13 protein-coding genes are annotated in these 13173 nt (G+C 67.9%); 5 read left to right on the top strand and 8 right to left on the bottom strand.

Features of this window, described 5'->3' with window-relative positions; translation table 11 throughout:
- Nucleotides 1-8 precede the first annotated feature (8 nt).
- Both ccoN and KF730_RS12735 read right to left on the bottom strand, forming a co-directional pair.
- The gene (gene ccoN / locus KF730_RS12740) at nucleotides 9-1649 is read right to left on the bottom strand and encodes a cytochrome-c oxidase, cbb3-type subunit I (RefSeq protein ID WP_294097765.1); all 1641 of its coding nucleotides are present in this window, start codon (nucleotides 1647-1649) and stop codon (nucleotides 9-11) included.
- An 87-nt stretch (nucleotides 1650-1736) separates the two neighbouring features.
- Nucleotides 1737-2036, bottom strand: a complete 300-nt coding sequence (locus KF730_RS12735; protein WP_294097763.1) for a hypothetical protein — start codon at nucleotides 2034-2036, stop codon at nucleotides 1737-1739.
- Nucleotides 2037-2156: 120 nt separating this feature from the next.
- Here KF730_RS12735 and KF730_RS12730 point away from each other — a divergent pair, with 120 nt between their 5' ends.
- Entirely contained in the window at nucleotides 2157-2834 is a 678-nt protein-coding gene (locus KF730_RS12730) for a Crp/Fnr family transcriptional regulator (RefSeq protein WP_294097761.1), read from the top strand.
- A 105-nt stretch (nucleotides 2835-2939) separates the two neighbouring features.
- Nucleotides 2940-4292, top strand: a complete 1353-nt coding sequence (gene hemN, locus KF730_RS12725) for an oxygen-independent coproporphyrinogen III oxidase (RefSeq protein ID WP_294097759.1) — start codon at nucleotides 2940-2942, stop codon at nucleotides 4290-4292.
- A 16-nt stretch (nucleotides 4293-4308) separates the two neighbouring features.
- Here hemN and KF730_RS12720 read toward each other — a convergent pair whose 3' ends face one another.
- Together KF730_RS12720 and KF730_RS12715 are read right to left on the bottom strand one after the other, a co-directional pair.
- Nucleotides 4309-6519: an adenosylcobalamin-dependent ribonucleoside-diphosphate reductase gene (locus KF730_RS12720; RefSeq protein ID WP_294097757.1), complete on the bottom strand. Its 2211-nt coding sequence runs from the start codon at nucleotides 6517-6519 to the stop codon at nucleotides 4309-4311.
- Nucleotides 6520-6913: 394 nt separating this feature from the next.
- Nucleotides 6914-7642, bottom strand: a complete 729-nt coding sequence (locus KF730_RS12715) for a helix-turn-helix domain-containing protein (RefSeq protein WP_294097755.1) — start codon at nucleotides 7640-7642, stop codon at nucleotides 6914-6916.
- Between the two features lie 100 nt (nucleotides 7643-7742).
- Here KF730_RS12715 and KF730_RS12710 point away from each other — a divergent pair, with 100 nt between their 5' ends.
- A complete protein-coding gene (locus tag KF730_RS12710; RefSeq protein ID WP_294097753.1) occupies nucleotides 7743-8228 on the top strand; it encodes a hypothetical protein in 486 nt (161 codons plus the stop codon).
- Between the two features lie 8 nt (nucleotides 8229-8236).
- Here the strand turns inward: KF730_RS12710 and KF730_RS12705 are convergent, their stop codons facing one another.
- Nucleotides 8237-8614: a response regulator gene (locus KF730_RS12705; protein WP_294097751.1), complete on the bottom strand. Its 378-nt coding sequence runs from the start codon at nucleotides 8612-8614 to the stop codon at nucleotides 8237-8239.
- A 281-nt stretch (nucleotides 8615-8895) separates the two neighbouring features.
- On the opposite strand from KF730_RS12705, the gene KF730_RS12700 reads away from it, so the two are divergent.
- Both KF730_RS12700 and fixJ read left to right on the top strand, forming a co-directional pair.
- Nucleotides 8896-10350 carry a PAS domain-containing sensor histidine kinase gene (locus KF730_RS12700; RefSeq protein ID WP_294097749.1) on the top strand — a complete coding sequence of 485 codons (1455 nt, stop codon included), beginning with the start codon at nucleotides 8896-8898 and terminating at the stop codon, nucleotides 10348-10350.
- Complete coding sequence (gene fixJ, locus KF730_RS12695; RefSeq protein ID WP_294097746.1) at nucleotides 10340-10951, top strand: response regulator FixJ; 612 nt, start codon at nucleotides 10340-10342, stop codon at nucleotides 10949-10951. Before KF730_RS12700 ends, fixJ begins: the two co-directional genes overlap by 11 nt.
- Here the strand turns inward: fixJ and KF730_RS12690 are convergent.
- From KF730_RS12690 to KF730_RS12680, 3 genes are all read right to left on the bottom strand, one after another.
- Nucleotides 10948-11571, bottom strand: a complete 624-nt coding sequence (locus KF730_RS12690; RefSeq protein ID WP_294097744.1) for a NifU family protein — start codon at nucleotides 11569-11571, stop codon at nucleotides 10948-10950. The genes fixJ and KF730_RS12690 overlap by 4 nt on opposite strands.
- The gene (locus KF730_RS12685) at nucleotides 11552-11803 is read right to left on the bottom strand and encodes a hypothetical protein (protein WP_294097742.1); all 252 of its coding nucleotides are present in this window, start codon (nucleotides 11801-11803) and stop codon (nucleotides 11552-11554) included. The genes KF730_RS12690 and KF730_RS12685 overlap by 20 nt, the downstream gene beginning before the upstream one ends.
- A gap of 114 nt (nucleotides 11804-11917) precedes the next feature.
- Nucleotides 11918-13117, bottom strand: coding sequence for an NnrS family protein (locus KF730_RS12680; RefSeq protein ID WP_294097740.1), 1200 nt, complete (start codon nucleotides 13115-13117; stop codon nucleotides 11918-11920).
- Nucleotides 13118-13173 lie beyond the last annotated feature (56 nt).

The raw sequence follows: 13173 nt of genomic DNA, 5'->3' as shown, positions 1-13173 counted from the left end.
ATCGGCTCCTATTCGGCTGCTGCCGGAACCAGCGGGCGGTCCCGCTCGGGATCGTAGGGGGCGGTGGAAAGCGGCGCCTCGTCACGCACGCGGCCGGCGATCGTCATCCAGATGTTCCACACCATCACCAGCGCGCCGGCGAGATAGAGCAGGCCGCCGACCACGCGGATCAGATAATAGGGCTTCATCGCGGCGACGACTTCGGCGAAGGCGTAGACGAGGTAGCCGTCGTCACCATATTCGCGCCACATCAGCCCCTGGGTGATGCCGGCGACCCACAGCGCCGAGGCGTATAGGACGATGCCCAGCGTCGCGAGCCAGAAGTGCCAGTTGATCATGCGCAGCGAATAGAGCCGCTCGCGGCCCCATAGCCGCGGCGTCATGTAATAGAGCGCGCCGAAGGTGATCATGCCGTTCCAGCCCAGCGCCCCGCTATGGACATGGCCGACGGTCCATTCGGTGTAATGGCTGAGCGAGTTGACGCTCTTGATCGACAGCATCGGCCCCTCGAAGGTCGCCATGCCGTAGAAGGCGAGCGCGAACACCATCATGCGGATGATCGGATCGGTGCGGATTTTGTCCCACGCGCCGTTGAGCGTCATCAGCCCGTTGATCATGCCGCCCCAGCTCGGCATCCACAGCATGACCGAGAAGACCATGCCGAGCGTCTGCGCCCAATCGGGCAGCGCGGTGTAGTGGAGATGGTGCGGGCCGGCCCAGATATAGAGGAAGATCAGCGACCAGAAATGGAGGATCGACAGCCGGTAGCTGTAGATCGGGCGCTGCGCCTGCTTGGGCACGAAGTAGTACATCATCGCCAGGAAGGGCACGGTCAGGAAGAACGCGACCGCGTTGTGCCCGTACCACCATTGCACCAGCGCATCCTGCACGCCCGCGAACGCCGAATAGGATTTCGAGCTGAGCAGCGAGACCGGAATCGCCAAATTGTTGACGATGTGCAGCATCGCGATGGTGATGATGAAAGACAGGTAGAACCAGTTGGCGACGTAGATGTGCGGCTCGGCGCGGCGGACGAGCGTCCCGACGAAGACCGCCAGATAGGCGACCCAGACGATCGTCAGCCAGATGTCGACATACCATTCGGGCTCGGCATATTCCCTGGATTGGGTGATGCCGAGCACATAGCCGGTCGCGGCCAGCACGATGAACAGCTGGTAGCCCCAGAAGACGAAGCGCGCGAGGCCCGGAAAGGCCAGCCGCGTCCGGCAGGTGCGCTGGACGACATAGAAGCTCGTGCAGATCAGCGCGTTGCCGCCAAAGGCGAAGATCACCGCGGACGTATGCAGCGAGCGGATGCGCCCGAAATTGACATATTCGCCGAGATTGAGGCCCGGGAAGGTGAGCTGCGAGGCGATCGCCACCCCGACGAGAAAGCCGACCACGCCCCAGAACACCGTCGCGATAACGCCCCAGCGAACCGGATCGTCGTCATAGCGCGTGGCTAGCGCGGCATCGTTAACCGCGGGCTCCGCGATCTTGCGCATCGCGAGGAAGCCCGCTGCGAACGCCGCCAGCGCGAAGATCGCCATGTGCACCGCGAAGCCGGCGTCGCGCGTGGCCGCCGCCGCGAGCGCAGCCAGAATGCCGAGCAAGAACCAGCCGAGGGCACCGGTCACGATATTATCCATGGATCGCGCTTTCGTGGAAACCGAATGGGGGAAGAGGGAGGGATGCCGCGTCGGTGTCGGCGGGCTCCCGGTAGTCCGACGAAGCCGTCATGGGCGCTGCACCGTCGGATCGTTAACGGTCCAGCCCGGTTCGATCGTGCCGCTCACATACAGGACGATGAACAGCGCGAGGCCCGCGCAGGAAAGACCGAATACGAGCCCGGCCAGCCGCACGCTCTCACGCGAGGTGCGCCGTCCCGGCGGGCGCGTGGGTCCCGGGACGATGTCGTTATGAACGCTATCCGTCTCGCGCGCGACGGCATTCGCCCGCAGCACCAGCCAGATGCCCGATGCCAGCGTCGAAAGAACCAAGAGCGCGAAGATCGCCGCGAATCCGCCGATCGGCATGGGTTTTCAGCTCCTTGCCGGGCGGAATTGTCGACCGGTCCGATCGCCATGGCATGCCGGGAGCCGGTTGAATTTGTTCTAGGTCAAAGAAGCGCCGCCGGCGAACGACGATGAAGCCGCATGCCTTTGATCGGCGCCTTTTTCGCGGACCTGCCCGCACCGCTCCTGACGCTGCTCTTCGAAAGCGGAGTGCGGCGGGCCTATGCGCCGGGCGAAGCGCTGTTCCACGAAGAGGATCTCGCGACGCAGCTCTTCGCCATCACCGAAGGGCATGTGCGGGTGTGGCGGACCTCGCCGCGCGGCGCCGCGATGACCGTGCACGTGCTCGGCCCGGGCGATCTGCCCGGCGCGTCCTCGGTCGTGCAACGCACCAATCATCCCGCAACCGCCTCGGCGGTCACCGCGGTCAAGACCCTGGCCTGGCCCGCGGAGCGCGCGCTTTCGATGCTCTTCGAGAATCCTCCCCTGGCGTTCAACACGATGCGCTTTCTCTCGCAGGGTAACGAGGAGATGCTGCAACGGCTGCACGAAGTATCGTCCCAGCCGGTCGAGCAGCGCGTGGCGCGGGCCCTGCTGCGGCTCATCGCGCAGGGCGGCTCGCACATGGTCGAGATCTCGCGCCAGGAACTGGCCGAGCTCACCGCCACCACGCTGCACACGGTCAGCCGGATCGTGAGCCGGTGGGAAGCCGAGGGGATGGTCCGCGCCGCGCGCCGCCGGATCCTCGCACTGAAGATCGAAGCGCTCGAAGGCCGCGCCGGCAACCTCCTGAACGGGCAGGACCGCCACATCCTGTGACCGCCGCGCCGGCCCGCCTCGGGCGGAGAACGCATCCGGTCCGTACCCGAGGCGCGGGCACGCGCCGCTTGCGGTAGAGCGCCCGCGAAACCAGGAGGAACCCCAGTGACGCCCGAGATCGTCTCGCGCTACGCGGATCGGCCGCTGCCGCGCTACACCAGCTACCCGACCGCCCCGCATTTCGCGCCCGGGATGACGCCGGAGCGCTATGCGCACTGGCTGGCGGAACTGCCGCCGACCGAGCCGGTCTCGGTCTATCTGCACGTGCCCTTCTGCCGCTCGATGTGCTGGTATTGCGGCTGCCACACCACGGTCACCGCGCGCGAGGAACCGATCACGCGCTACCTCGAGTCGCTGCTCGGCGAGATCGCCTGGGTGCGGGACGCGATGGGCCAGACGCCGGCTGTGCGGCACATCCATTTCGGCGGGGGCACGCCCAGCCTGATGCAGCCGCGCCAGTTCGTCGCGCTGATGGACCGGCTTCGCGAAACGTTCCGCATCGATGCCGCGAGCGAAGTCGCGATCGAGCTCGACCCGCGCACGCTCGACGCCGCGATGATCGATGCGCTCGCGCGCGGCGGAGTGACGCGGGCGAGCCTCGGAGTCCAGAGCTTCGACCCCGCCGTGCAGCGCGCGATCAACCGCATCCAGAGCTTCGAGCAGACCGCCGAGGCCGCGCGGCACCTTCGCGCCGCGGGGGTCACGGGGATCAACTTCGACCTGATCTACGGCCTGCCGCACCAGACCGTCGACTCGTGCGCCGAGACCGTCGCGCAGTCGCTCACATTGCTGCCTGATCGCTTCGCGGTGTTCGGTTACGCGCATGTGCCGAGCTTCAAGATTCACCAGCGCAAGATCGAGGAGGCCGCGCTGCCCGACGGCGCGGCGCGCCACGCCCAGGCGGAAGCGATCGCGGAACTGCTGCAGGATGCCGGCTATGTCCGCATCGGGCTCGACCATTATGCCCGCCCAGACGACGATCTGGCGCGCGCCTTCCGCGAAGGCCGGCTCCACCGCAACTTCCAGGGCTACACCACCGATGCGTGCCCGACGCTGATCGGCTTCGGCGCCTCGTCGATCGGGCGGCTGCCGCAGGGCTATGTCCAGAACTCGGTGCTGATCGGCGAATATCAGAAGCGCGTCGGGGCGCACGGCACGGCCGTGGCGAAAGCATGTGGGTTCCAGGGCCAGGACAAGCTGCGCGCGACGATCATCGAGCGGATCATGTGCGATTACCGCGCAGACCTCGGCACGCTCTGCCTCCCCTACGGCGTCGATGCCAGCGCAGTCATGGGCAGCGCCGCGGGGCTCGGCGAGATCGTGCATGACGGGCTCGCGGCGGTATCGGGCAACGTGATCGAAGTGCCCGAAGCGGCGCGGCCGCTGGTCCGCGTGGTCGCCGCCGCCTTCGACGAATATCTGGGCAAGGCGCCGGCGCGCCACTCGCGCGCGATCTGACGCCGCGCCGCGCGCCTCATCCGCATTTGGAGAAGCCGCAGTCGAGGCAATTGTTGCAGCCCTCGGCTTTGATCATCGCCGCCGCGCCGCACTGTGGGCAGGTTAGCGGGACCGGCTTCGACGCTGCCGGTTCGGGCGGCGCTGCCGACGGCTCGAGCGTGCCGACATGCCGCTCGATGATTCCGCCGATCGCGGCGGGGAGCGAAGGGACGTAGCGCCCGTGCATCCACGCGCCGCCGCGGGGATCGAAGACCGCCTTGAGCTCCTCCGCGACGAACGAGACGTCGCGCGCGCGACGGAACACCGCCGAGATCATCCGCGTGAGCGCGAGCGTCCAGGCATAATGCTCCATGTTCTTCGAGTTCACGAAGATCTCGAACGGCCGCGCCCCGCCTCCGCTGGAGACGTCGTTGATCGTCACATAGACGGCGTGCGCGCTGTCGGGCCAGCGCAGCTTGTAGGTCGTGCCCTCCAGCGCCTCCGAACGCGGCTCGAGCGGCGCCTCCTCGACGATGGCGGGCCTGGCCTCGGGCGCGGCGACGCTCAGGATCGAGCCGGTCACCGCGTTCGGCCGGTAGGTGGTCAGGCCCTTGCAGCCGAGGTGATAGCCCTCGACATAGATATCCGCGAACGCCTCGAAGCTGATGTCCTGCGGGCAATTCACCGTCTTCGAGATCGAGCTGTCGATCAGCGTCTGCGCGGCCGCCTGCATCGTCAGGTGATCCGACGGCGTGAGCGTCTGGGCGCTGACGAAGAGCGATTCGGGTGGGGGCACGTCTCCCTTCTCGCGCCGCCACACCTGCATCGCGTAATCCTCGACCGCCTGCTCGCGCGTCGAGCCGTCCGCCTGCCGGATGCGCCGCGTGTACGAATAGGCGAAGACCGGCTCGATGCCCGAAGAAACGTTCCCCGCGAGCAGCGAAGTCGTGCCCGTCGGCGCGATCGAGGTGAGGCAGCCGTTGCGCAGGCCATGCTCGGCGATCAGCGCGCGGGTTTCCTCGTCGAGCGACACCAGGTTTGGGCGGTCGAACATGGCTTCGTCGTACGCGGGGAACGTCCCCTTCTCCTCAGCGAGGAGGGCGGAAGCGCGATAGGCTTCGCGCTTGATGATCTCCAGCCACCGGCGCGTGAGCGCCAGCGCCTCGCTCGTCCCATAGGTGGCGGAGCAGAACAGCAGCGCGTCCGCCAGTCCGGTGATCCCCAGGCCGATCCGGCGCTTGGCCTTCGCTTCGGACTCCTGGTCGAAGAGCGGGTAGCGCGAGATGTCGATGACGTTGTCGAGGAAGCGGACCGCGGTCCGCGTCAGCTCGGCAAGGGCTTCCTCGTCGAGCGCGGCATCGTCGGCGAAGGGGCGGTCGACGAGCCGCGCGAGGTTGATCGAGCCGAGGAGGCACGCCCCATAAGGCGGCAGCATCTGTTCGCCGCACGGATTGCTCGCGCTGATCGTCTCGCAATGCGCGAGGTTGTTCGCCTGGTTCACCCGGTCGACGAAGATCACCCCCGGCTCGGCGGTCTCGTAGGTGGCGCGCATCAGCCGCTCCCACAGCGCCTTCGCCTTGACGGTGCGATAGGTGCGGCCGCCGAAGACGAGCGGCCAGTCGCGATCCCCTGCCAGCGCCATCATGAAATCGTCAGGCACGAGCACCGAGACGTTGAAGTTGCGGAGCCGCGCCGGATCGCGCTTGGCATCGATGAACGCCTCGATATCGGGATGATCGATCCGCAGGCACCCCATCATCGCGCCGCGCCGCTGACCCGCCGACTCCACCGTGCGGCACATCGCATCCCAGCAGTCCATGAAGCTCAGCGGGCCGGAGGCTTCGGCTCCCACCCCGCGCACCGCGCTGCCGGCGGGCCGGATCGTCGAGAAATCCATCCCCACGCCGCCACCTTGCTGCATCGTGATCGCGGCCTCGCGCAAATGCTCGAAGATGCCGTCGAGACTGTCGGGAATCGTCCCCATCACGAAGCAGTTGAAGAGCGTGACGGCGCGCTCGGTGCCGGCGCCGGCCAGGATCCGGCCGGCGGGGATGAAGCGGAAGTCGCGCAGCGCGTCCTCGAAGCGCGCGCGCCACAGGGCACGTACCTCGTCGCGCTCGGCGTCCGCGACCGCCGCGGCGACCCGCATGATCGTCTCGTCCACGGTCGCGTCTCCCTGATCCAGCGCCGGACGGAAACGGTATTTCGCGGTCCAGATCTCCTCGGCGAGCGCGTTCTCGAATTGCATGAGATTCCTCATCGCATTGCGTTGGCGGGACAATGTGGGGCCGGCTCGACGGCGCGCTGTTGACCTATCTCAATTCGGCGCTCGCAACGCGCTTTTGACGCACCTCATCCAAGCGGCAGGCACGGCGGCGTGATCTCGACCGTGTCGAGATGGATGCGAACCGTCTCCGGATTGCGTCGCGCACGACGTCCGCTGCCGTGCCGTTCGCGGCATGCGCGCCATGGTCCTGGAACGGCGCGCCGTTCGCCGGGGCGACCAATGCGAACAGCGTCGCACTTGCTAACAAAGACAGGTTTTCGTGAGCATCTACGCCACCTTTCTTCAGATGCCCCACCCCCTACTCCGATAGGCTCCGGGCCCATTGCGCAGGATCAATTGCGAGCCCTCCGCGCCCTCAGTCCGCGCCGCGCAGTTCCAGGCCTTCGCGATCGAGAACCCACAATTCGTGGACGCCGACCATGCGCACGAGGCCGCTGGTCTTGAGCATGCCGAGCTCGCGGCTGACGGTCTCGATACGGAGGCCGAGATAGTCGGCGATGTCGGTGCGGGTCATCGGCAGCGTCGCCCGCAAGGGCTTGCCCGGGCTCTGCTCGCTCCGCCGCGTCATCTGGAGCAGGAAGCTGGCGAGTCGCTCCGCCGCGGTCTTGCGGCCGAGCAGGACGAGCTGGTCCCGGGCAGCGGCGAGCTCGCTCGCAGCCGCCGAATACAGGCGCCGCTCAATATGCGGGTGCGAATCGACAAAGGCGTCGAACCGGCTGCGGCGATACTGGCAGAGTTCGACTTCGGACACCGCCTCGGCGGTGAAGGGGTGCTCGTCCTCCATCGTCACGCCGAGGAAGTCGCCCGGAAAGGCGAAGCCGGTGACCTGCCGCCTGCCGTCCGAAAGCAGCTTCGAGAGCCGAAGCGTGCCGCGCGTCACGGTATAGACATAAGCGGCCTCGTCACCCTCCCAGCATAGCGGCTCGCCGGGCTGGAGACGCCTTTTCGAGCCGCTGTCGCGAAACACCGCGAGCTCGATCTGGGTGAGGCTGTTGCATATCGCGAGATCGCGCACCGGGCAGCCGAAGCAGGAGTGATCGTCGGCAAGCTGCGGATCCGCGGCGGCTAGGTTGCGGATATGCATGCGATTCCCCCCGAAGGTGATGCGAAAGTGAGGCAGGTCAAGGCGCGAGGGAAATCGCGCTTTATCCGAAAATCGGGAGCACTCATGGGATGAGCCCCGCATGTCTTACCTGTCGGTGATACCGATCGGGCAGCCCGAGGCCGAACAGGCCTATGCCCTGGTCCGCGCCATCGCGCCCGAGGTCGCGCCGGACCTCTGGACGGCATTCGTCGCAAGCTGCCGCCCCGGCGAGTTGCTGGGCATGTGGGCACCCGATGGAGCCGTCTTCGGCATGGCCAGCTACCGGATAGAGGAATGCGCGCAACCGGGGCGGCTGATGCTCGTCGATAATTTCGTGACCCTGGAAGTCAGCCGTTCGGCCCCCGTCCGCGCGACGCTCGGATCGGCGCTCGAGCGCACGGCAAGAGAATGCGGGTGCGTCGAAATGCGTCAGGTGGCCGGATGCCGGACGTGGAGCGCCAGCGGAGATGCCCTGCGCAACCATCTGTCGCTGGCGGACGCATCCCCCGGGGCGCGCGCCGGCGTGCAACCCCACCGCACGGCGCTTCGGCAGCTCTCGGCCGCCGAAATGTATCCGGTCTGGTGACGAAGCGCTCATCGCGCGCTCCCTTCACGAGACGCAGCTTCCCGCACCGCCGCGACGAGCGCGTCGCTGAGCAGCGGCTTCTCGACCAGCCGGGCGCCCGCGTCCAACACGCGCTGGCGAAGCCGTTGCGGGGGGTTGCTGGTGATGATGATGGCGGGCGCCTGCTCGCCGCGTATCCGCAACGCCGCCAGCAATGCGAGGCCATCCAGGCCAGGCAGGCGATGGTCGAACACCATGCAGGCATGCGGCGCGGCAACGCCGACCGAGAGCAGCGCCTCGGCGCTGCCGAACGTGGCCACGTCGAAGCCTTCGATCTCGAGCGCGAAGGCGATTGACGAGCGGACCGCCGGATCGTCGTCGACAAGAAGGATGCGGGGCCTCGACATCAGGGGATTCCCGGCGGCTGGCGGAACCGCATCCGTCGCCCGGTCAGACCTGTTGCCATCGAAGCACGCGGTGAAGGATCCGATCGGTGCGGGCCGGCATGTTGAATTCTCCTGGCTGCTGCGGCAATCGGTCGGCGGCAGCGGTCGGAAACGATCTAGGCGCGCCGGCAGGGAGCGGAAATTTGGGTGTTCATCCTAGGGGACGCACCGGAGGCGAAGGAGACCCGGGCGCTTTCCGGCCGGCGCTGAAGGCGCGTGCTCCCTTGCCGCTGGCACAGCGCATGAGCGCGGCAAGCGCGACGCTGATCGCGATCGCGGTGACCGCCACGGGGTTCGTCGCCCGCCTGGGACTCGACCCGCTGCTCGCGAACCGGGCGACCTTCATCTTCTTCGTGCCGGGCGTCGTGGCCGCGGCATTCATCGGGTTCTGGCCCGCGCTGGCGGCGACCCTTGCCGGCGCCGCCGCCGGCTTGGCGGCGGACCGCCTGACCGGCGAGCTGCTGTTCGGCGACTGGGTCGCCGCGACCGTGTTCCTCTGCATGGGCGGCGTCATCGCCGTCGGCGGCGCCTGGCTGAAGCGCGCGCGGAGCGACGAGGCGGCAATCGCACGCGAACTCGAGCGGCGTGAGGCGCACCTGACCTCGATCCTCCAGACCGTCCCCGATGCGATGATCGTCATCGATGAGGACGGACTGATCCGCGATTTCAGCGACACCGCCGAGCGCCAGTTCGGCTGGACCTCCGAAGAAGTCACCGGGCGCAACGTCAGCATGCTCATGCCCTCTCCCTATCGCGAGGCGCATGACGGCTATCTCGAGCGCTACTACCAGACCGGCGAGCGGCGCATCATCGGCGTCGGCCGCGTCGTCGTCGGCGAGCGCAAGGACGGCTCGACCTTCCCGATGGAGCTCGCCGTGGGCGAGATGGAGCTCACCGAGGGCCGTTTCTTCACCGGCTTCGTGCGCGACCTGACTGAGCGTCAGCAGACCGAGACGCGCCTGCAAGAGCTTCAGAGCGAGCTGGTCCATGTGTCGCGGCTCACCGCGCTCGGTGAGATGGCCTCCGCGCTCGCGCACGAACTCAACCAGCCGCTGAGCGCGATCGGCAACTATCTGTCGGGCAGCAGGATGCTGCTCAAGCGCGAGCAGGTGCCGCAAGACAAGGTCGCCGACGCGGTCGAGCGCGCCGCGAGCGAAGCGCTGCGCGCCGGCGAGATCATCCGCCGCCTGCGCGACTTCGTCTCGCGCGGCGAGACCGAGCGCCGGCTGGAGAGCCTGCCCAAGCTGCTGGAAGAGGCGAGCGCACTCGCGCTGGTCGGCGCCAAGGAATATGGCGTGCGCGCCCGCATCGATCTGCAGCCAAAAATCGACCTGGTGCTCGTCGACAAGGTCCAGATCCAGCAGGTGATATTGAACCTGATCCGCAACGCGATCGACGCGATGACCGGATCGGAGCGGCGCGAGCTTTCGATCAACGTTGCGACGGACGATGCGGGGATGGCGATGGTGACCGTGGCCGACACCGGCCCGGGAATTCGGCCCGACGTCGCCGATCAGCTCTTCCAGCCTTTCGTCACCACCAAGCGCACCGGCATGGGCGTGGGGCTTTCCATCTGCCGCACGATCGTGGAAGCGCATGGCGGAAAGATCTGGGCGGGAGCGAATGAAGGCGGCGGCGCCGTCTTCAGCTTCACCGTTCCCAGCGTCAGCAAGGAGGAACTCAGCGATGCCGAATGAGCCGGTGGTTCATATTGTCGACGACGACGAGGGCGTCCGCGGCTCGCTCTCCTTCCTGCTCGGATGCTCGGAGATAGCGACGCGCACCTACGAATCGGCAGCGCCGTTCCTCAAGGCGGTGCCGGTCATGGAGCATGGCTGCATAATCACCGACGTGCGGATGCCCGAAATGAGCGGCATGGAGCTCGTCGCCAAGCTGAAGTCGATGGGCGTGACCGATCCCGTGATCATGATCACCGGCCATGCCGACGTGCCGATGGCGATCCAGGCCCTCCATGCCGGGGTCTCCGACTTCATCGAGAAGCCGTTCAGCGACGAAGCCATCCTGATGGCGGTGCGCACCGCGCTCGCCCGGCAGCAGAGCCGCGGCGAGATCGAGCTGGAACGCGACGAGATCCGCCGGCGCCTCGCGACGCTCTCCGGGCGCGAGCGCGAGGTGATGGAAGGATTGATCGAGGGCAAGGCGAACAAGGTGATCGCGTACGACCTCGAGATCAGCGCACGCACCGTGGAGGTCTATCGCGCGAACGTGATGACCAAGACCGACGCGCGCACGCTGTCGGAACTCGTGCGGATGGTGATGATCGCGCGGCTGGCCTAGCCCTTTCCCCATTTCTCGGCGATCCAGCGGCGGAAGCGCGCCTTGGGATCTTCGTCGCGCGGCGCCTCGCTTTCCGCAGCCAGCACCCGCGCCACTTCCGGAACCCAGCGACGGATCGTCTGCTCGATGCTGCGCTTGAGCGTGATGCTGCCAGACGGACAGCCGCCGCACGCGCCGTCCAAGCGGACCCAGGCGGTCCCGTCGACCGGATCGAAGCGCACGAGCACCGCTTCGCCACCGTCCGCCGCCAATAGCGGCCGGACCCACCGGTCGAGCACCTCTTCGATCTGCTGCCCGATCTCGCCCAGCGGCGCGCGATCCGCCGGCTCGGGCGGTGGCGCGAGCGCAAGACCCCCGTTGACGACATCCGACAAAGCGAGCGCGATCTGGGGCCGCAACCTTTCCCAGGCCCAGCCGGCATTCTCGCGCACCACGGTCACGAAGTCCGCGCCGATCAGAATGCGCACGACGCCGTCGATCGCCAGCAGCGCGGTCGCGAGCGGGTCAGCGGCGGCATTCTGGCTGGTGAACTGGCGTGGCTGCGCGGGCGCGAGGGGAATCCCCGGCAGGATGCGCAGGGCGTCGGGATTGGGCGTCGCCTCAAACTCGATAACGTTCATGGCACAGCCCCGCCCCCGCCGGTTGCGGCCCGAGCACGCGCAGCCGCAACAGCGCCGACAGGCGCCACCAGGCACGAGGCGCGGCGACGGCGTCACGCCGTGGCGCGCCATCGCGCGGCGGGCGCGGCCGCGCGGTGCCGAAATCGATGACCGGAAGCGGCGCCATCAGGGTCGCGGTCGGCCATACGGCCGCAACGTCGCGCGACGTGAGCGCTGGTTCGGTCTTAAGCATATGCCTGTCCTCGGCTTTCTGAGTCCCCGCTTCGGGATGCACTCCCGGGCCGCCGCGGCAAATTGGGATGTTGACCCTAGGGAGTATCCCGGAGCCGCTTCCCGGAGGCCGCGATCAGGGCATGCCGTCGGGCCGCGGCCCGAGCAGCTTCGGCCCGTAAGCGAGCACGAACAGCAGGAACGCCGCGCCCCACAGCGCCCCGGCGGCGGCGATCCCGGGCATATAATCGACGGGGAGCATCGGCGCCGCGAAGCGCAGCGCCGCGCCGGCGGTGACGAGCGCATAGATCGCCTGCGTCCAGCCATCGGCGCGGAGCTCGCGGCCGGTATGGCCGAGCGACGCCCGCGTCATCACCGCCAGCGTCATCGACGCCATCGCTCCGGCGCTCAGCGCATGCGTCGCGGCCGAGACCGGGATGCACCAGACGAAGGCGCTGCCGCCGAGCACCAGCAGCCCGAGCGGCAGCCACGCATAGGAAATGTGCAGGATGAGCACGATCGGCTCGCGCCACGTCCGCAAGCCCGACCAGCGCGCGAGCCGGATCGTCTGCAGCAGGCCGGCGGCGATCAGCAACCCGCCGCTCGCGCTGCTGTCGGGCGAGGCCGCCCAGGCGAACAGTGCGAGCGCGGTCGTCAGCAAGGTGGCGATGTCGAAGCGGTTCGTCTGGACGGGAAGCCCCCGCTCGCGCCCTTGCTTGACCAGCCAGTTGCGCGTGAAGGCGGGGATGATCCGCCCGCCGATCAGCGACACGAGCAGCAGGACGATCGCGAATCCGCAGCGCCAGCCGAGTCCCGCCGGGACAGGGACGCCGAGCGCTTCCATGTGATCGAGCGCATTGGCCGCAGCGAACAAGCCGACCGCCGCGACGATCGGAAAATTCCGGTTCTTCGCGGCGATGACCTCGCGCGCGGCGATGAGCGCCATGACGGCGAGGAAGCCGGTATCGAGGACCAGCGCGACCGCGGGCCCGGCGGCAGCGGAGAAGAACACCGCCAGCCTGCCGGCGACCCAGAGGGCGAACAGCCCGGCCAGCGGCGCCCCGGCGATCGGCGTGCGCCCGGTCCAGTTGGGGATCGCGGTCAGCAGAAAGCCCGCGACGACCGCGCCCAGATAGCCGAACAGCATCTCGTGGCGGTGCCAGGCAAGCGGATCGAAGGCGGTGGGCAACGTGACGCCGCCCGACAGGACGCACACCCACAAGGCGACCACCGCGAGCGCCCATAGTGCACCGCCGAGGAAGAAGGGACGAAACCCGCCGCGCAAGACCGGCGGGAGGCGCATCAGCCGCGCGTGGATTTCGCTGTCGGGTTTCATCGTGGACTTTCCTGAAATTCGAAAAATGGGCCGGTCTCGCATGCGAGACCGGCCCG

Origin of the sequence: Sphingomonas sp. (assembly GCF_019635515.1) — a bacterium.
Lineage (GTDB): Bacteria > Pseudomonadota > Alphaproteobacteria > Sphingomonadales > Sphingomonadaceae > Sphingomonas.
This window is presented reverse-complemented; position numbering and strand designations above follow the sequence as displayed.